This window comes from Salmonella sp. 741265073_HBA (assembly GCF_046569105.1).
In the GTDB taxonomy this organism is placed as follows: domain Bacteria; phylum Pseudomonadota; class Gammaproteobacteria; order Enterobacterales; family Enterobacteriaceae; genus Salmonella; species Salmonella enterica.
Map to the genome: position 1 here is coordinate 380,609 of NZ_JBKFRY010000003.1, position 16,957 is coordinate 397,565.

The 16,957-nt window shown below is 47.7% G+C and carries 19 protein-coding genes and 3 pseudogenes; 13 read left to right on the forward strand and 9 right to left on the reverse strand.

Annotation, left to right across the window (positions count from 1 at the left end; genetic code table 11):
• Positions 1 to 14: 14 nt before the first annotated feature.
• Positions 15 to 701, reverse strand: coding sequence for an RNA chaperone ProQ (gene proQ, locus ACLD3P_RS06735; RefSeq protein ID WP_000431401.1), 687 nt, complete (start codon positions 699 to 701; stop codon positions 15 to 17).
• Positions 702 to 798: 97 nt separating this feature from the next.
• Complete coding sequence (locus ACLD3P_RS06740; protein ID WP_001518229.1) at positions 799 to 1,296, reverse strand: GAF domain-containing protein; 498 nt, start codon at positions 1,294 to 1,296, stop codon at positions 799 to 801.
• A gap of 128 nt (positions 1,297 to 1,424) precedes the next feature.
• Between ACLD3P_RS06740 and yebS the strand changes: the two genes are divergently transcribed.
• The 5 genes from yebS to ACLD3P_RS06765 all read left to right on the forward strand — a co-directional run bounded on the left by yebS (position 1,425) and on the right by ACLD3P_RS06765 (position 7,483).
• On the forward strand, positions 1,425 to 2,708 hold the full coding sequence (yebS, locus tag ACLD3P_RS06745; protein ID WP_001207293.1) for a membrane integrity lipid transport subunit YebS: 1,284 nt from the start codon (positions 1,425 to 1,427) through the stop codon (positions 2,706 to 2,708).
• Positions 2,677 to 5,310, forward strand: coding sequence for a PqiB family protein (locus tag ACLD3P_RS06750; protein ID WP_001529852.1), 2,634 nt, complete (start codon positions 2,677 to 2,679; stop codon positions 5,308 to 5,310). The genes yebS and ACLD3P_RS06750 overlap by 32 nt, the downstream gene beginning before the upstream one ends.
• A gap of 77 nt (positions 5,311 to 5,387) precedes the next feature.
• On the forward strand, positions 5,388 to 6,827 hold the full coding sequence (rsmF, locus tag ACLD3P_RS06755; protein ID WP_411006461.1) for a 16S rRNA (cytosine(1407)-C(5))-methyltransferase RsmF: 1,440 nt from the start codon (positions 5,388 to 5,390) through the stop codon (positions 6,825 to 6,827).
• Positions 6,828 to 6,944: 117 nt separating this feature from the next.
• Positions 6,945 to 7,181 carry a YebV family protein gene (locus tag ACLD3P_RS06760; RefSeq protein ID WP_024131167.1) on the forward strand — a complete coding sequence of 79 codons (237 nt, stop codon included), beginning with the start codon at positions 6,945 to 6,947 and terminating at the stop codon, positions 7,179 to 7,181.
• Between the two features lie 110 nt (positions 7,182 to 7,291).
• A complete protein-coding gene (locus tag ACLD3P_RS06765) occupies positions 7,292 to 7,483 on the forward strand; it encodes a YebW family protein (protein ID WP_000457838.1) in 192 nt (63 codons plus the stop codon).
• Positions 7,484 to 7,501: 18 nt separating this feature from the next.
• Here the strand turns inward: ACLD3P_RS06765 and pphA are convergent, their stop codons facing one another.
• From pphA to sopE2, 4 genes are all read right to left on the reverse strand, one after another.
• The gene (pphA, locus tag ACLD3P_RS06770; RefSeq protein ID WP_079828484.1) at positions 7,502 to 8,152 is read right to left on the reverse strand and encodes a protein-serine/threonine phosphatase; all 651 of its coding nucleotides are present in this window, start codon (positions 8,150 to 8,152) and stop codon (positions 7,502 to 7,504) included.
• A gap of 17 nt (positions 8,153 to 8,169) precedes the next feature.
• A complete protein-coding gene (locus ACLD3P_RS06775; RefSeq protein ID WP_313905068.1) occupies positions 8,170 to 8,385 on the reverse strand; it encodes a serine/threonine protein phosphatase in 216 nt (71 codons plus the stop codon).
• Positions 8,376 to 8,540: a hypothetical protein gene (locus ACLD3P_RS06780; protein WP_001134853.1), complete on the reverse strand. Its 165-nt coding sequence runs from the start codon at positions 8,538 to 8,540 to the stop codon at positions 8,376 to 8,378. The genes ACLD3P_RS06775 and ACLD3P_RS06780 overlap by 10 nt, the downstream gene beginning before the upstream one ends.
• 283 nt (positions 8,541 to 8,823) lie before the next feature.
• The gene (gene sopE2 / locus ACLD3P_RS06785) at positions 8,824 to 9,546 is read right to left on the reverse strand and encodes an SPI-1 type III secretion system guanine nucleotide exchange factor SopE2 (protein ID WP_020839289.1); all 723 of its coding nucleotides are present in this window, start codon (positions 9,544 to 9,546) and stop codon (positions 8,824 to 8,826) included.
• A 683-nt stretch (positions 9,547 to 10,229) separates the two neighbouring features.
• Here sopE2 and ACLD3P_RS06790 point away from each other — a divergent pair.
• Together ACLD3P_RS06790 and ACLD3P_RS06795 are read left to right on the forward strand one after the other, a co-directional pair.
• Positions 10,230 to 10,625: a DUF1398 domain-containing protein gene (locus ACLD3P_RS06790; protein ID WP_079898341.1), complete on the forward strand. Its 396-nt coding sequence runs from the start codon at positions 10,230 to 10,232 to the stop codon at positions 10,623 to 10,625.
• A 328-nt stretch (positions 10,626 to 10,953) separates the two neighbouring features.
• Complete coding sequence (locus tag ACLD3P_RS06795; protein ID WP_000030946.1) at positions 10,954 to 11,430, forward strand: hypothetical protein; 477 nt, start codon at positions 10,954 to 10,956, stop codon at positions 11,428 to 11,430.
• A gap of 128 nt (positions 11,431 to 11,558) precedes the next feature.
• Here the strand turns inward: ACLD3P_RS06795 and ACLD3P_RS06800 are convergent, their stop codons facing one another.
• Positions 11,559 to 11,978, reverse strand: a complete 420-nt coding sequence (locus tag ACLD3P_RS06800; RefSeq protein WP_000354410.1) for a GNAT family N-acetyltransferase — start codon at positions 11,976 to 11,978, stop codon at positions 11,559 to 11,561.
• Positions 11,979 to 12,347: 369 nt separating this feature from the next.
• Between ACLD3P_RS06800 and ACLD3P_RS06805 the strand changes: the two genes are divergently transcribed.
• Together ACLD3P_RS06805 and ACLD3P_RS06810 are read left to right on the forward strand one after the other, a co-directional pair.
• Positions 12,348 to 12,614, forward strand: coding sequence for a hypothetical protein (locus tag ACLD3P_RS06805; protein WP_131046089.1), 267 nt, complete (start codon positions 12,348 to 12,350; stop codon positions 12,612 to 12,614).
• Between the two features lie 168 nt (positions 12,615 to 12,782).
• The gene (locus ACLD3P_RS06810) at positions 12,783 to 12,923 is read left to right on the forward strand and encodes a hypothetical protein (protein WP_031607419.1); all 141 of its coding nucleotides are present in this window, start codon (positions 12,783 to 12,785) and stop codon (positions 12,921 to 12,923) included.
• 145 nt (positions 12,924 to 13,068) lie between these two features.
• Here ACLD3P_RS06810 and ACLD3P_RS06815 read toward each other — a convergent pair.
• Both ACLD3P_RS06815 and ACLD3P_RS06820 read right to left on the reverse strand, forming a co-directional pair.
• Positions 13,069 to 13,428, reverse strand: a pseudogene (locus ACLD3P_RS06815) (transposase); the annotation flags it as partial.
• 90 nt (positions 13,429 to 13,518) lie between these two features.
• Positions 13,519 to 13,590 (reverse strand): annotated as a pseudogene (locus tag ACLD3P_RS06820) (DNA polymerase V); the annotation flags it as partial.
• Between ACLD3P_RS06820 and ACLD3P_RS06825 the strand changes: the two are divergent.
• The 4 genes and pseudogenes from ACLD3P_RS06825 to ACLD3P_RS06840 all read left to right on the forward strand — a co-directional run.
• Positions 13,577 to 14,143, forward strand: a pseudogene (locus ACLD3P_RS06825) (fimbrial protein); the annotation flags it as partial. The pseudogenes ACLD3P_RS06820 and ACLD3P_RS06825 sit on opposite strands and share 14 nt — an antisense overlap.
• A 791-nt stretch (positions 14,144 to 14,934) precedes the next feature.
• Entirely contained in the window at positions 14,935 to 15,849 is a 915-nt protein-coding gene (locus ACLD3P_RS06830; protein WP_131046091.1) for a DMT family transporter, read from the forward strand.
• A gap of 132 nt (positions 15,850 to 15,981) precedes the next feature.
• A complete protein-coding gene (locus ACLD3P_RS06835) occupies positions 15,982 to 16,140 on the forward strand; it encodes a DUF5993 family protein (RefSeq protein WP_000480735.1) in 159 nt (52 codons plus the stop codon).
• Between the two features lie 9 nt (positions 16,141 to 16,149).
• A complete protein-coding gene (locus ACLD3P_RS06840; protein WP_076935331.1) occupies positions 16,150 to 16,764 on the forward strand; it encodes a disulfide bond formation protein B in 615 nt (204 codons plus the stop codon).
• Positions 16,765 to 16,957 lie beyond the last annotated feature (193 nt).

Consider the following 16,957-nt stretch of genomic DNA (forward strand, 5'->3'; position numbering starts at 1 on the left):
GCCTGGCCTCCGTTTCAGAACACCAGGTGTTCTGCGCGTACAATCAAAGACATACCCGAATTCAGCTGTACACGGACACCATCTTTGGTGATTTCTAATACGGTGGCATCCATCGCATTATTACCCGCTTTCACCTTGAGGGACTGCCCTACGGTCAATACTGAAATATCAGAAACCGGCGTGTGCTTCTCTTCGCGAGGCGCACGCGGCGCTTTCGTCGTCGGTTTATCAGCGCGAGGTTTACGTTCAGCGCCTTCTTTACGACGCGCTACCGGGCGAGGTTTACGCTCGCGTCGCGGCGCGTCTTCTTTTTCGCCAGCCGCCGCGGCAGCTTCGCGTTTTTTCGCTTGCTGCTCTGCGCGCTGCGCCTGAACACGGGCTTTGGCTTCTTCAAGCTGCTTACGCGCATGTTCGACATGCTGTTCTTCCAGCTCGCCGCACGGATTGCCATCAAGGTCGACGCGCGTTGCGCCCGGCTTAACGCCGTACAGGTAACGCCAGCTTGAAGTATAAAGACGTAAAGCGGAACGAAGTTGCGTTTTGCTGAGGTTCATTTCGCCCCCAACTCGCTCTACCAGATCCTGAAAAATACCAATTTTCAGCGGGCGAGCTTCGCCTTCCGCACTAAAACAGTGAGGAAAACGCTCGGCCAGAAACGCGATAACTTCTTTACTGCTATTCAACTTAGGTTGATTTTCCATGAAATTTCCTGATTACAACGGACGTAGCCAACAAGCAGCAGGCATGAACAGGCGTCATTATAATGACGCCATCAGTAATTGCTACGTTATCCGTTGATTATCCTGCGACGCTCGCAAAGAATTTTTTGTAATCCGTCGTTGCAAGCACGGTTTCAAGCTGTGCGACCAGCGTACGCAGGCCGTGTTCATCTTCTTCGGTAAAACGGCCAAACGCCGTGCTATCTATATCCAGCACACCGATAATCCGTTCACCAACCGTGACAGGCAGCACAATTTCGGCGTTGCTGGCGGCATCACAGGCAATATGGCCGTCAAACGCATGAACATCATCAATACGTTGAACCTTATTCTGCGCTACCGCTGCGCCGCACACGCCGCGACCAACCGGAATCCGCACACAGGCGATTCGCCCCTGAAACGGCCCCAACACCAGCGTATCGCCTTCGAGGAGATAAAATCCTGCCCAGTTCACCTCGGTAAGACGTTCGAACAGTAACGCGCTGGTATTCGCCAGCGTGGCCAGAAAGCTGGTTTCACCTGCCATTAACGACTGAAAATCGCGGTTTAACGCCGCGTATAGTTCTGTTTTGCTCATTATATAATCACTTCGTGGTCTTACTCCTAAACACAGGCTATTAAAATAAGCATTAAATGCGTTCTTGCTCAAGATTATTCCTGTCATGAGTTAAGATTACATTATTCTAACACTTTGATTCACGATACATGGCTCTGAACACCTCACACGTCACGCCAACAAAAAAGCTAACGATCAGGTCAATTAGCGAAGCGCTGCCGCGCAGCCACTATCAGCGCTGCCCTGAATGCGACATGCTGTTCAGCTTGCCGGAGATGAGCGCTCATCAAAGCGCTTATTGTCCTCGTTGCCAGGCCAAAATTCGCGATGGGCGCGACTGGTCGCTGACGCGGCTGACCGCGATGGCGGTAACCATGCTGCTATTGATGCCGTTTGCCTGGAGCGAACCGTTACTCCATATCTACCTGTTGGGCGTACGCATTGATGCCAATGTGATGCACGGCATCTGGCAAATGACGCAGCAGGGCGATCCGTTAACCGCCGCAATGGTGCTCTTTTGCGTGGTGGGCGCGCCGCTTATTCTGGTTTTTTCAATTGCTTATCTGTGGTTTGGCAGCCTTCTCGGCATGAATCTGCGTCCAGTCCTGCTGATGCTGGAAAAACTGAAAGAGTGGGTGATGCTGGACATCTATCTGGTCGGTATTGGCGTTGCCTCTATCAAAGTGCAGGACTATGCCTTTCTGCAGCCGGGCATCGGGCTTTTAGCATTCGTCTCGTTGGTGGTTCTTAGCATTCTGACTATGATTCATCTGAATGTGGAGCAACTATGGGAACGATTTTATCCGCAGCGCCCTGCTCAACGTGCGGACGAAAGATTGCGCGTCTGTCTTGGCTGCCACTTTAGCGGTTATCCGGATGCGAAAGGACGCTGCCCGCGTTGTCATATTCCGCTACGGCTACGCAGAAAACAGAGCATACAAAAGTGTTGGGCGGCCTTGCTGGCGTCTATTGTCTTTTTGCTGCCGGCAAACCTGCTGCCTATCTCGGTAATCTACATTAATGGCGGGCGTCAGGAAGATACTATCCTGTCTGGCATTATGTCGCTTGCCAGCAGCAATATCGCCGTCGCCGCCGTCGTTTTTATCGCCAGTATTTTGGTGCCGTTTACCAAAGTCATCGTGATGTTTACGCTACTGTTGAGTATCCATTTTAAATGCGAACAGGGACTGCGGACGCGAATTCTGTTGCTGCGTCTGGTGACATGGATAGGCCGCTGGTCGATGCTGGATCTTTTCGTTATCTCGTTAACCATGTCTCTGATTAATCGCGATCAGATTCTGGCTTTTACTATGGGACCGGCTGCGTTTTATTTCGGCGCAGCGGTAATTTTGACTATTCTTGCAGTGGAATGGCTGGATAGCCGCTTACTTTGGGATGCACATGAGTCAGGAAACGCCCGCTTCGAAGACTGAAGCGCAAATTAAAACCAAACGCCGTATTTCACCTTTCTGGCTGCTACCGCTTATCGCGCTAATGATCGCAGGGTGGCTAGTATGGGATAGCTACCAGGATCGCGGCAATAGCGTGACTATCGATTTTATGTCGGCGGACGGTATCGTACCAGGCCGGACTCCCGTTCGTTATCAGGGAGTAGAAGTCGGCACCGTGGAAGATGTCAGCCTGAGCAAAGATCTGCGCAAAATTGAAGTTCGCGTCAGTATCAAATCAGATATGGAAGATGCGTTGCGCGAAGAGACGCAATTCTGGCTGGTGACGCCCAAAGCCTCGCTGGCGGGCGTTTCCGGCCTGGATGCGTTGGTCGGCGGGAATTACATCGGTATGATGCCAGGTAAAGGCAAGCCCAGAGATCATTTCGTCGCCCTGGATACTCAGCCTAAATACCGGCTTAGCAACGGCGATCTGATGATTCATCTCAATGCGCCGGATCTCGGTTCGCTTAATAGCGGTTCACTGGTCTATTTCCGTAAAATCCCTGTCGGACGGGTGTATGACTATTCGATTAACCCTAACAAACAAGGCGTGACGATTGACGTTCTAATTGAGCGACGGTTTACCGATCTGGTGAAAAAAGGCAGCCGTTTCTGGAATGTCTCCGGCATTGACGCCGATCTAAGCCTGAGCGGCGCGAAGGTGAAACTGGAAAGCCTCGCGGCCCTGGTCAATGGCGCGATTGCGTTTGACTCGCCGGACAATTCCAAACCCGCCGCCCAGGATGACACGTTCGGCTTATATAAAGATTTAGCCCACAGCCAACGAGGGGTAATCGTTAAACTTGAGCTGCCCAGCGGAGACGGTCTGAAGGCGGAATCTACGCCGCTCATGTACCAGGGACTGGAGGTGGGTGAGCTTTCTAAACTGACGCTCAACCCTGGCGGTAAAGTCACCGGAGAGATGACCGTCGATCCCAGCGTTGTTCCGCTGATGCGGGAAAATACGCGTATTGAGTTACGCAATCCCAAACTGTCGCTGAGCGACGCGAATATCAGTTCGTTGTTAACCGGAAAAACCTTCGAGCTGGTGCCGGGCGACGGCGAACCGCGCAGTGAATTTGTGGTGGTGCCGGGTGAAAAGGCCCTGCTGCATGAGGCGAATGCCTTAACCCTGACGCTGACGGCCCCGGAAAGTTACGGCATCGAACCGGGCCAGCCGTTAATTTTACATGGTGTAAAAATTGGCCAGGTCATTGAGCGCAACTTATCCAGTAAAGGCGTGTCATTCACCGTCGCGATTGAACCGCAGCACCGGGATTTGGTACAGGGCGACAGTAAATTCGTGGTCAACAGCCGGGTGGATGTCAAAGTCGGCCTTGACGGCGTAGAGTTCCTCGGCGCCAGCGCCAGCGAGTGGATTGACGGCGGAATTCGTATTTTACCCGGTACGAGCGGGAAGATGAAATCCACCTACCCGCTCTATGCTAACCTGGAAAAAGCGCTGGAAAATAGCCTTAGTGACTTACCGACTACCACCCTGACGCTGACGGCCGAAACGTTGCCGGATGTCCAGGCAGGTTCCGTCGTGCTGTATCGAAAATTTGAAGTAGGCGAAGTCATCACCGTTCGCCCACGCGCCAATACCTTTGACATCGACCTGCATATTAAGCCGGAGTATCGCCACCTGTTAACCAGCAATAGCGTGTTCTGGGCGGAAGGCGGCGCGAAGGTGCAACTTAACGGCAGCGGCCTAACGGTACAGGCCTCGCCACTCTCCCGCGCGCTGAAAGGGGCCATTAGTTTTGATAACCTGAGCGGCGCCAGCGCCAGTCGGCGCAAAGGCGATAAACGCATTCTTTATGCTTCAGAAACTTCCGCCCGCGCGGTAGGCGGACAAATTACGCTGCACGCGTTCGACGCCGGAAAGCTGGCGGAAGGGATGCCCATTCGTTACCTCGGTATTGATATCGGTCAGATCCAGACGCTGGAATTGATCACCGCACGTAATGAAGTGCAGGCAAAAGCCGTACTTTATCCGGAGTACGTACAGACATTTGCCCGCGCCGGGACACGTTTTTCCGTTATTACGCCACAAATTTCCGCGGCGGGTGTCGAGCATCTGGATACAATTCTCCAACCCTATATTAACGTTGAGCCAGGACGCGGCGCGGCGCGGCGCGACTTTGAACTGCAGGAAGCCACGATTACCGACTCACGCTATCTGGATGGGTTAAGCATCGTCGTGGAGGCGCCAGAAGCAGGCTCGCTTAATATTGGCACCCCCGTCCTGTTCCGCGGTATCGAAGTGGGAACCGTCACCGGAATGTCCCTGGGGTCGCTCTCCGATCGCGTGATGATCACCTTGCGCATCAGTAAGCGTTACCAATATCTGGTGCGTAATAACTCCGTATTCTGGCTTGCCTCCGGCTATAGTCTCGACTTTGGTCTGACAGGCGGCGTGGTGAAAACGGGGACATTTAATCAGTTCATCCGTGGCGGTATCGCCTTCGCTACTCCACCAGGTACGCCGCTGGCGCCAAAAGCGCAAGCCGGTAAGCATTTCCTGTTACAAGAGAGCGAACCGAAAGAGTGGCGTGAATGGGGCACCGCTCTGCCACGTTAAACACCCGGCTCCGGCGTACTCGCGCCGGAGCGTTTTATGCTACACTGCGCGCCTGTTTTTTTGCCGGCGATACACCTGTGGCTCAACACGCTGTCTATTTTCCTGACGCTTTTCTGACGCAAATGCGTGAAGCAATGCCTTCCACGCTCTCTTTTGATGAATTTATTTCGGCCTGCCAACGCCCGTTGCGCCGTAGTATACGCATCAATACGCTTAAAATATCCGTGGCTGATTTCCTTGCCCTAATCGCGCCCTACGGCTGGTCGCTCACGCCAATTCCGTGGTGTCATGAAGGATTCTGGATCGAGCGCGATGATGAAGATGCATTGCCGCTTGGCAGTACCGCTGAGCATTTAAGCGGCCTGTTTTACATTCAGGAGGCCAGTTCGATGCTGCCGGTCGCGGCCCTGTTCGCCGATGATAATCATCCGCAGCGGGTCATGGATATGGCAGCGGCGCCTGGCTCCAAAACCACGCAGATCGCTGCCCGCATGGGGAACCGCGGCGCCATTCTGGCCAACGAATTTTCGGCCAGCCGCGTCAAAGTTCTGCACGCTAATATCAGCCGATGTGGAATCGCCAATACCGCACTGACGCATTTCGATGGCCGCGTATTTGGCGCTGCGTTACCGGAGATGTTTGACGCTATCCTGCTGGATGCGCCCTGCTCTGGCGAAGGCGTAGTACGTAAAGATCCTGATGCGCTAAAAAACTGGTCGCCAGAAAGCAATCTGGATATCGCTGCGACACAGCGGGAATTGCTCGACAGCGCTTTTCATGCTTTACGACCCGGCGGCACGCTGGTCTACTCCACCTGCACGTTAAATCGCCAGGAAAACGAAGAGGTCTGCCTCTGGCTGCAAGAGACCTACGCCGACGCCGTTGAATTTTTGCCGCTGGGTGATCTGTTTCCTGACGCTGACCGCGCCCTCACCCCGGAAGGCTTCCTGCACGTCTTCCCGCAAATTTACGACTGCGAAGGATTCTTTGTCGCACGTCTGCGTAAAATGTCATCCCTTCCAGCCATGCCCGCGCCGGGGTATAAAGTGGGGGCATTTCCTTTTACCCCCCTCAAAGGCCGCGAAGCATTACACGTTACCCAGGCGGCCAACGCCGTCGGACTGCTATGGGATGAAAATCTCCATCTTTGGCAGCGTGATAAAGAGGTCTGGCTGTTCCCGGCAGAGATTGAATCACTGATCGGAAAAGTCCGTTTTTCCCGGCTCGGCATTAAGCTGGCCGAAAGTCATAATAAAGGCTATCGCTGGCAACATGAGGCGACGATAGCCCTTGCCTGTCCGGCTCATGCTCACGCGTTCGAACTTTCTGCGCAAGAGGCGGAGGAGTGGTATCGCGGTCGGGATATTTATCCGCAAACACCTCCTGCCGCTGATGATGTCCTGGTGACGTTCCAGCATCAGCCGCTTGGTCTGGCAAAACGTATCGGCGCCAGAATAAAGAACAGTTACCCGCGTGAACTGGTACGTGATGGCAAACTCTTTACTGGTAATAGTTAAAAGGCGCACAAAAAAACCGCACTTTTTGACTGGCGCTTTTGCGTACGTTGACTACGCTGAAAAATGGACGGCTAAACTGGTCGTACCACAATTAGCGTATTAACGGAGAGCACGATGATGAAAACCAGTGTGCGCATTGGCGCTTTTGAAATCGACGATGCCGAATTACATGGCGAATCACCGGGGGAGCGAACGTTAACTATCCCCTGTAAATCCGATCCGGATTTATGTATGCAACTGGACGCCTGGGATGCCGAAACCAGCGTTCCCGCCATTCTCAACGGGGAACATTCCGTTTTGTTCCGTAATCATTACGATCCTAAATCTGATGCCTGGGTCATGCGTCTTGCCTGACTCAAAAAGAACCCGTCGCCAGGCGGGTTATTTATTCTTCCTTTTCTCATTTCCCCCCTGCGCTAACCTCTCCTACACTATCGTGTAAAGTAGTTAACATTGAGGATGTAATGTTCGCGCTGGTACTTTTTGTATGTTACCTGGATGGAGGATGCGAGGATATTGTCGTGGACATCTACGATACCGAGCAGCAATGTCTTTATTCGATGGACGATCAACGGATTCGCCATGGCGGCTGTTTTCCGGTAGAGGATTTTATCGACGGCTTCTGGCGACCTGCGCAGCAATATAGCGATTTTTAACCCTGGTCGCTGATACCGCTATTGTATCCGCGCTAACGTCAATTGCCCGCCAAATACCGCGCCTGTATCAATATAGTGTACGTTGGCAAAATCCATGCGCCGGCGCAACGGCGTATGGCCAAACCAAAAATGATCGGCTCCGCTAATCCCGCCACGCTTATTTATGAGCCGTTCGCGGCTCCAGAGAACCTGATGTAAGTCGACCTTTTTTTGCCATTGATAGGTTGACGCTGGATAATCTGCATGAGCGATCACATGCGTGCTATGGCGGCAGCGAACTTCCAGTATCCAGGGCAGCCGCTGACAAAGGATAAAAAGCGCTTCAGCTTGCGCAGCGTGTTCAGCGGTCAGGCGGGTAAACCAGTCGCCACCATTCATCAACCACAGCGTCGACTGCAATGAGGCCCGCGCATCCAGCGCCATTTGTTCATGATTGCCGCGAACCGCCATCATCCAGGACTCACGCAGTAAAGCCAGGCAACCCAGGCTGTCCGGGCCTCTATCAATGAGATCGCCCACAGAAACTAACAAGTCTTGTTGCGGATCAAATCGACACTCACGTAACCTTTTCATTAACATTGAAAAACAGCCGTGAATATCGCCAACCACCCAGACATGCCGCCAATTCTTTGCCTCTATTCGCTGATAAATCTCTTCAGGCCGCATCATGTTTTTCCTGTCGTTCATTACCCAGGACAGATATAAAAAGATAGCGTGTGCAGATTTTTTTGCTTAGTAAGCGTGCGCTGTTGTAAATAGCGAATTTCATCAGTAGCGAGTAAATACTTTGTTATTATCGCAATAAAATATAACTGGCTGCGCCAGGGGAGTGTTATCCCCTGGCGCAGCGAGCTACTCACTATCGCCTGTTCACGTTCAATATTCTCCCTCCTTAAAAGCATGCCAAAAACATAAACCACATATCGACACCACAGGCTTCAGCACACTCTTTAGCTGAGTGAGATGCAAGGCAAACCAGCGCCAATGCAGGTGTCGTTACCGTGGCGACCATCACCCCCACAAACAGGAGCAGCATAATTTTTTTTAAAGGCGGCATAACCTCTCCTGACAGTTAACAGACCATTAATCCTTATCGAGACATCATCCGTGCGCGGGTATCATAGACTTAACAACACGCAGCGTTACAAAAAAAGCTGTCTGGTTATACCGGTATTTAGAGTAATAACAATTATTTTAAGTTTTAAGGATAGCCATTTGATTTTTATATTAAAATAAAGATGACGACGTTTTGTTAAAAGCGTCGCCATAAAAATGAATATATAGTTTCAAAAATCTGCTATTAATTCATATGGTTAATAGCAGTATTGTGTTTGCTATCTTCAGGAGGCATTCTGAAGATACTTATTTGCAATATTTTCTATAGTTAACTGAAATTGTTGTGGCGTCGGCATCGTCCCCTTATTAAACAGCGGCGTAACCTCTTTCATAACGATTTTCTCAGCATACGCTTTAAAAGACACCTGCTGATTATGATTTATAAACATATGCGGATATTTAATACTCGCGGAAGCAATGAGGGGGACGACAAAAGGATTCGCCCCTGCCCCACCTGGAGTAAATACACCATTTTTTATCTCCCCAGGTAGCCCCGCATTCTGCGCAGCCTCTCCTATCTCTTTCAGAAAGGGGGTAATACTGACCCCTTTACTGATGAGTAATTTACAACAGTGATCTTTATTATTACTGTACACGGCTGATAATATGGCTTCGCATGTCTGACGAGCATAGGCCGGATCTTTACTCGCATTACCTTTGATATCCAGACTATTGAGCTTTTGCAGCATAAAATCTTTAACAGTTTTACTGGTTAATACTGCCCTACCCTCAGAAGCGTTCCCACGATGAAAATGGGTAGTCGGTATGTCTGTTTGTTGATGCAGGCTAAAACGATCTGACAGACTCGTCGACAGGCTGATAAAGCTATTTCTAACGGCAGTAATACTTTTTGCAAAAATGTCCTTCTCCGTTGTTTTTTCTTTTACTGGTTCAACGTCACTTCTATGGATTCTGTAGTGCTGGGTGGATAGTGTTATGTTAGTCACGGTAGTTCTCCTTTTAGATAACTATGCATAGCTACACTTTATTTATATTTCTTGCTTTCAAAAAATAGCCACCTTCTCCACAACCATTTTTACTCATTGATCTTTATAAATTTTATTTTTCTAATGAATTTTGTTCTTCTGTCACTTAGCCTGTTTTTTTTCGGCGCAAGGTGATCGACTTTTATCGAGGAACATTTTTATCGGGACAATCCTGAACAGGCAAAACATCACTTCAATTCAACTGCTGCGTCACACTAAACATTCATGAATATTATTATTTATGCTGATGTTGTTACGATTTTGCCCCCATTCGCAGGCTGGCCACCAATTATCCTGCCAGCGAGTTAGCCGCTTTTTCAAAACCTATAAAGTCGCCACGCCAAACCTCTCCGCCACTGTAATCCTTATCTAAACATCAATTAATTAACTGATTTTTATATATTATGACTTTTCATGGCGTTCAGAAAAACTACAAATGAAATGAATTGACTCATCTATTAGTGGTCAAAAAAACGCGCTACGAGAAATAATCAGTAACAATTGCAACACTATTCCAATCATAACGTAAACTATATGATACCAGGCGATTATTATTGCTTTTAGGTGACATCTTTGTATAGCTTCTTTTAAGCAACAATACTCTAACACAACATATAACATTATAACTTACAATAGGTTAACAAATGGAATTACAGCTTATGCTTAACCACTTTTTCGAGCGCGTCAGAAAGGATGCAAATTTCAACGCATTTCTAATCGATCTGGAATATAATAATATCGCTTATTACATCTATTTTGTTGCTACCGGTAATGTGAAAATTATCACTCATGCAGGCCACTTCATTTCTATTAAAAGCAATAGAAAGCTGATTAAAGTCAATTCAACACCAAATACGCAATTAATAAAATTGACTTCAGCCAAACACTTTTCGGGGGAGCATTCCTATGAAACATACTGTACCGATCTGGCAACGGCAGGCGTTTTTAAATGGATTGTTGAATTAAACCAAAAAACTCGACAATACTGGTCGAAAGACAACCAATTATTATATATAGAAAATGTGGTCATGCCGCTTTAACAAGCCAGGGTAATAATAGCGTCAGTCGTGACATTCGGCGTGTTACGACTGCGGGTTATCCATTTAGAGACCATAATGAGAGTCTGACTGCGAGAGTTACCCTATACAGTCCGACCGACGCAGCAACGTTTGACGCGATTCCCGACAACAGCATCTCCTGGTGCAGGAGAAATGATTTTCAAAGCGATATCGACTAAAAGCTCAAAATATTTGCATGCTATTTATATTCTATCTAATTAATACCCTCCAGGAAGTGTGGCATAATTGCAGAATCTGTCAGGATTCCGGGAGCATGCCGGAGCGTAATCGAAAAACCATCTGGAGATGTATGAGCAAGGATGAAATCAGTTATCAAATTCTTTACCGGTACTCTCTGGAAAAGCTGTACAGTACTCTTACCAGAAGAGTAGATAACGTGCTGTCATTCGCCCTCGTTTTTCTCGGGGTCGGCGTCACCATAAACGTCGGGAGTCCCTTTATTCTGGGGCCAGGCATTGTGGGTATCGCCATACTAAAAAGAGTACTCCGCTTCGGCACGCGATCAGCACAGGCCGATCGGCAGTCCCGCGCCTGGCTGAAACTTTTTAATACTCAGCACCGCTTTCCTTCAGATAAGACACTGTTCCTTGCCTTCACATCGCTTGAGCAAGACGCGAGCGAAGTATGGTCCATGCTTATTGGTCCTGCCATCGTCATGACTGAGACCGCCCTCGGAAAAACGCCCATTGAGCCATTGACGGCGGGTGAAAAACTCTGTGCATTTTTGAGTGGCGCGACGAAATCCCAGCCAGCAGATCGCAATTGAACTGTCTTCTAAACGTCTGTGCCAGAAGCGGACGCTGATCATGGTGTTTACAGGCCACCAGTACGATATATTATAAAGCCACCTGATTGCAGCTTTCATAAAACTATGGGTATTCAAATGCAGCAAAGCTATAAACCAGGCTTAATTAAATAATGCCTTTGCGAACCTACTTTAGGAAAGTCCGGTAGCGACATTTGAAGTATATAACCCTGTTTTTCATAAAAAGGGAGAGCCTGGAAGCTAAAGGTATCTACAAGTCCATGAACACAGCCTTTCCGCAAACCTTCTTTTTCGGCCATCTCCATAAGTTTGCTCCCCAGGCCGTTGCTCCTTGCAGATTCACTTACCCAAAGATAGTCGATGCAGAGCCACGGACCTTTTCTGTCAGCAATTAATCCGCCTACCATTTCGCCGCTTTCGTTTCTGCAGTAGACTCCAAGCTGCCCATTTTTACTAAAATCGACGAACTGAGCATTGTAGCTTCTTAACCCGGTTAATAGTTCTTCTTTATCAAATTCAGTAACTTGATGTGTGATTTGAATGTCCATACATATCCAATTGAACAAGTTTGCATTTGGAATATAACGTTATAAATAAGTTAATTAAATGTATCAATAGAAAGTTTATTTTTACTCCTGGGGGCAGGTCACGTCCGCTACTCACTTCAAGCAAACTGTCAGTTGGAGTCTGAGCTGGTACAATTAATGTGCCACTGGTTAGAAATCAATAATACGATTTTATCAGGCTGGTGCTCTGGCCTGTCAGGATTTGAGGTATCCACCCGGTTTACCAGCCCCCTGTATTTGGCACCAGTGGAACCCACTTCCCGATCCAGGATATCCAGTACCCACCGCCGAACCTCTTTCCCCAAAACATATGAGCAACCTCAAGCGCCTTGTCTGGATGATAACCACGGTATGAAGTTTGATAACACGTGGAATCAGGGCGTATGGTTCGCTCTCCGTTCAGCAACTGGACGCCCTTCTCCCCAGCCTTTCAGCGTTGAAGATTTGCCAGCGCTGGGTGAAGAGTGTATGCGAATTATGAAAATCACTTCTGCCGTTTATACTTCGAAAAAGACGTTATCAGAAAGGTGGTTCGCAAGCGCGGAGTTATTAAACCTTTACTTAACGAAATACGCTTTAAGTTGCTTGAATTGCAGCAGAAAGAAAACGACGGCTTGATGATGCTGGACAAATTAAGCGAGCATGGCATCAATGGACTGATACGCCGTCAATAAAAGGAAGGGTGCATGGACGATCCCGTCACATCACCAATCACAACAGAAGAGCACAAAACAACATTTCACAGCGTAAAGGATAAAACACGATGCCATTTTCAATCAAACACATATGTTCAGGCCCAAAAGGACACTACCCAGAAATCTCCGGACCTATACAGAACAAGCCAGTACCGAGGAATTGCACACTGACCTCAACAACATGCGATATACAGAGCTATACAGTATTCAGCAGATGGTCCTGCAGTTATGAAATGCGCCCACCCGGTGCAGAAGAAAGAACCTCACGACTAAAATTCTCAGCAACGGAGCTCTCATGGCTATCTAAAACAATAGAAACAGAGAGGCGCAACACAAAAGAATGAGCCTGTCAGTAATTCTGTGTAACTGTCCAGTTATTAAAGGTGATCGCTCAGGCGGTCACCGAACTCGATAATAAAACGGCTCATCGCCAGCCGCCAGTTCTGGATCGGCCTACTCCATTTTTTTGACGCATCCTCGATCGCCAGATAAATAACTTTTCGTATTGAGTCATCCGTTGGGAACACCTTGCGTTTCTTAATCGCGGCACGGATCACGCAGTTCAGGGATTCGATTGCGTTTGTCGTATAGATGGCCTTGCGGATATCCGGCGGATAACTGAAGAGCGTATTGAGGTTTTCCCGGTGCGCACGCCAGCTTTTGCTGATTTGCGGATATTTATCGTCCCGGACTTTCACGAACGTATCTAGCGCCATCAGAGCCGCCTCTTCGGTCGGGCCTGAGGCCGCTGTTACATATTAATTAAGTGATTTTAACGATTAGAATACGTTATTTTTGATTCTAATAGATTCAATTAGCTATCACTTTCCCTTCCCGTCTTTTGCGTTAAGATGGTCCAGTACTTCCATCAGCTTGGCACTACCGGCGCGCGGCGCGTTATGTAAAATCACAGATTATCCTGCGATCGTGAAAATTCCCCCTGTCGCCGTCGGCGTATTAGCCGCCGCGGGGAGTAGCCAGGTACCTTTCCATGTCAGCCTGGAATGTGAGTCCGGCGCCGTATCCAGCCCCCGTCCAACCATTAGTGCCGCCAATGTCGCGATGGGGTTTGTCGTTAATCAACCAACCGCCGTGGCGGTGGCTCGTCGCCTGGGGATAACCGCATCCGCAGGCGGTCTGTCGTGGCTACTGGACACCCATTATGGCGAACCCGGCGTAGCTTCCGGAGTGGGAATTCGCATCTATAACGATGCCGGTACACCGATTAATCTGTTGCCCGATCGTATCAGGACGGGCATCGGCAACGCCCGAGGCTGGTATGGCTATAAAGATTTAACCACACGGGTATCATCCGGTTCAGTAGAAACCTACAGCGATGATTTTACTGCCTCACTTGAGGCGATCGGCGGACAAACAGTAACAGCAGGAAGCGTTAATGCGCAATTACAGGCATCGCGTCGTAGTGTGTCTGGCATCTATGCTATGTTATAAACTATTTTGCTCTGGTAACCCATTATGTTCTGCGGCTACGTAATGGGTTTTACAAGCTCTCGTGATGAATCTGACTCAGAACAAATTCTTCCAGGTAGCCGTAAGGCCAGGAGAAGTAATTTAGAAGCGGATCACAATTTTGTTAATTGATTAGATTTTATCCCAAATGGCGCCAGTATTAAGGTCGCCATATAAAAACATTCTATTACAACGAGTTATCTCCTCCTGCCTCCGCCCCGGCGCAAAGCTATAGTTTTTTCTATCTCCTTGTGAAACAAACAATTATTCTTGCTATGGCGCTGATTAACAATCGTTCGCGGGCAACGTACATTCAGCGAGTTTCAGAGCTTCCTGACGGAATTCCGCCGGTGCTGTTTCCGGGGCTTCTTACTGGTTGATACAGATCCTGCCTCTTACTTGAGAATTTACTCATTTAGCCGTATGTCCATTATGGGTGGATAAGATCATTTATCATCGTAAGGGTTGAAAGCGATAAGTTAAACTTGCCCTGGCTCAACAAGGGAACCCGACTAATGATGAGCTCTTCATCTTCAAGGCGTTTTATGCCTTCCAGCAAGAATAGATATTAAATCGACAACTGCTGCCACGTCTTGCAGGCGCAGTGGACAATCGTGTGGTAACAGCCTGAGTCATTTCTTATTTTTCTCATTCAGCATAACTGCGTCTTCTGATAGAGAAATTTTTATCTAAACATATAAAAAACACAGTGAAGAAAACGCTACTTTTTTCTAGCTAAAAAGCTAAATTAATTTTTTTATGGAGAGGATCTTATGCGCAAGGTGTCGATATCTATATTATTCATGCTAGTTTCACTGACCTGGGGGACTACATGGTTGGCTATGCGAATTGCCGTTGAAACTATCCCTCCAGTGTTTGCAACCGGAATGAGGTTTATGTTTGCAGCACCTTTTTTAATCATCATTGCATGGTTAAGAAAAAAAACACTGTTGTTTCCTCCCGGACAACGATTATTCCAGCTTGTGATTTGCATCTTTTATTTTTCTATTCCTTTCTCACTAATGATTTATGGTGAAACCTATGTCAACTCTGGGCTTGCCGCCATTATCTTTGCGAATATGCCTGTGGCCGTTTTGATAGCATCGGTTTTGTTTCTAAATGAAAAAGCGAAACTAATGCAGATCGCGGGCTTAACTATCGCAATCACTGCATTGACGGGGATACTTCTTGAAGAAACGAATACAAGTACAGAGAGTCACTGGCAGGGTATCACTGCGCTTATTTCTGCTGTGTTAATCCATGCCATAATATATACACAATGTAAGAAAAGAAGTTGTACTGTCTCTGTTATCACATTTAATGCGCTCCCGTGCCTTTTAGCTGGGTTGATACTTTCTGCGACAGGATGGTTTTTTGAAAGACCACAAGTATCAACCTTCTCAGTACACTCAATATTAGCTACCCTGTATCTCGGGGCTTTTGCCGGAGTTTTTGGTATCCTGTGCTACTTTGCGCTTCAGCAAAAGGCTAATGCCTTCCAGGCTTCGCTTGTATTTCTTATCTTTCCGCTGATTGCGGTAAGTCTGGAAGACTATATTTATGGATATGCTATTTCAACACACTCAATGCTGCTTATTATACCATTAGCTATCGGGATATTTCTTACTCTTGTCGCCAGAAATATCCCTGTAACCAGCAGATGCCGGGATAATTCATCACAGGAATAATCGATTTATAATAACGCAAATAATTCCTGAAGCCTTACTGAGCTCCGGCTAATGCGGGGTGGATAAGCTGGAATACAGACCCGGTAATACACAGCGATTATATTAACAAGCAATGTAATAAAGGAGTTTTTTATGTTCATGTTTCTGCCATTCTTGCTTGCACTGAGCGTGGCAATGGGGGCCATAAACAGAAAGGATAAAGTCAGCTACATTCTGTGGGCCGTTTTACTCATCGTCACTATTTTATCATTCATCCATCATATGACCAATTCGCTGACTTTGTCATTTTAAGGAGTGTGTATGAAAACGCATCATCATCCAACAACATTTGTTCATCTGATTAATCAGATGGGACTCCTTGGGATATGCGTTGCTCTGGTTGTAGCCTTTTATTATCAACTCGTTAGGCATGAGCTGCCTTGTCCAATTTGCTTATTACAGCGGGCTGGCCTTATCATCGCCGGTTTTGGCTTTTTATTTAACCTCTGCTTTGGTCTACGAGGTATACATTACGGGATGGTAATTATTGGCAGTATCCTGACCGGAGTTATGGCATCCCGGCAAATATGTTTGCATATCATGCCCGGTGACACAGGATATGGTTCTGCATTTTTTGGATTACACTTTTATACCTGGGCTCTGATTACGTCAATTCTGATTATTATTGCTGTTGCGGTAACTCTGGCAATCAGTAGCATGAATGTTGCATTTCGTTCATTGAATATTAATCCGGACCTGTTCAGTATTGTCGGTTGGGTATTTCTGTTACTGATTACTGCCAACCTTATTTCAACTGTACTGGAATGTGGCGGAGGGGAATGTGCTGCTAACCCGGTCACATATAAGCTACTGTCGAAACAGGATATTGCCTTTCTGAAAACAGGCCTCCTGACGAGGACAGTTCTCCGGTTATGACGCACTTTTAAAATGACGGATTGGTAAATATATAGCAAGCACCTGTCTTGTAGAAATTGGAGTGGTTATGGGCTAACACGGAAGTTACAGTAACGTTGAAATGGTGCAATAATAGGAATCAAACTTACAACCTTCGCATTACGAATTAGTAGAATCACATTTAACTAACTAAAAGCATGTTGACCAGACTCGC

Excerpts from the sequence above, each read along its gene's own strand:
- ACLD3P_RS06795 (WP_000030946.1), top strand. The coding sequence starts at position 10,954 with ATGAGCAAGGATGAAATCAGTTATCAAATTCTTTACCGGTACTCTCTG.
- ACLD3P_RS06780 (WP_001134853.1), bottom strand. The coding sequence starts at position 8,540 with ATGCCGCCTTTAAAAAAAATTATGCTGCTCCTGTTTGTGGGGGTGATG.
- pphA (WP_079828484.1), bottom strand. The coding sequence starts at position 8,152 with ATGATGCGGCCTGAAGAGATTTATCAGCGAATAGAGGCAAAGAATTGG.
- ACLD3P_RS06750 (WP_001529852.1), top strand. The coding sequence starts at position 2,677 with ATGAGTCAGGAAACGCCCGCTTCGAAGACTGAAGCGCAAATTAAAACC.
- ACLD3P_RS06760 (WP_024131167.1), top strand. The coding sequence starts at position 6,945 with ATGAAAACCAGTGTGCGCATTGGCGCTTTTGAAATCGACGATGCCGAA.
- ACLD3P_RS06835 (WP_000480735.1), top strand. The coding sequence starts at position 15,982 with ATGTTCATGTTTCTGCCATTCTTGCTTGCACTGAGCGTGGCAATGGGG.
- ACLD3P_RS06840 (WP_076935331.1), top strand. The coding sequence starts at position 16,150 with ATGAAAACGCATCATCATCCAACAACATTTGTTCATCTGATTAATCAG.
- ACLD3P_RS06830 (WP_131046091.1), top strand. The coding sequence starts at position 14,935 with ATGCGCAAGGTGTCGATATCTATATTATTCATGCTAGTTTCACTGACC.
- ACLD3P_RS06810 (WP_031607419.1), top strand. The coding sequence starts at position 12,783 with ATGTTCAGGCCCAAAAGGACACTACCCAGAAATCTCCGGACCTATACA.
- ACLD3P_RS06790 (WP_079898341.1), top strand. The coding sequence starts at position 10,230 with ATGGAATTACAGCTTATGCTTAACCACTTTTTCGAGCGCGTCAGAAAG.
- yebS (WP_001207293.1), top strand. The coding sequence starts at position 1,425 with ATGGCTCTGAACACCTCACACGTCACGCCAACAAAAAAGCTAACGATC.
- ACLD3P_RS06800 (WP_000354410.1), bottom strand. The coding sequence starts at position 11,978 with ATGGACATTCAAATCACACATCAAGTTACTGAATTTGATAAAGAAGAA.
- ACLD3P_RS06765 (WP_000457838.1), top strand. The coding sequence starts at position 7,292 with ATGTTCGCGCTGGTACTTTTTGTATGTTACCTGGATGGAGGATGCGAG.
- ACLD3P_RS06805 (WP_131046089.1), top strand. The coding sequence starts at position 12,348 with ATGAAGTTTGATAACACGTGGAATCAGGGCGTATGGTTCGCTCTCCGT.
- ACLD3P_RS06775 (WP_313905068.1), bottom strand. The coding sequence starts at position 8,385 with ATGCTTTTAAGGAGGGAGAATATTGAACGTGAACAGGCGATAGTGAGT.
- ACLD3P_RS06740 (WP_001518229.1), bottom strand. The coding sequence starts at position 1,296 with ATGAGCAAAACAGAACTATACGCGGCGTTAAACCGCGATTTTCAGTCG.
- proQ (WP_000431401.1), bottom strand. The coding sequence starts at position 701 with ATGGAAAATCAACCTAAGTTGAATAGCAGTAAAGAAGTTATCGCGTTT.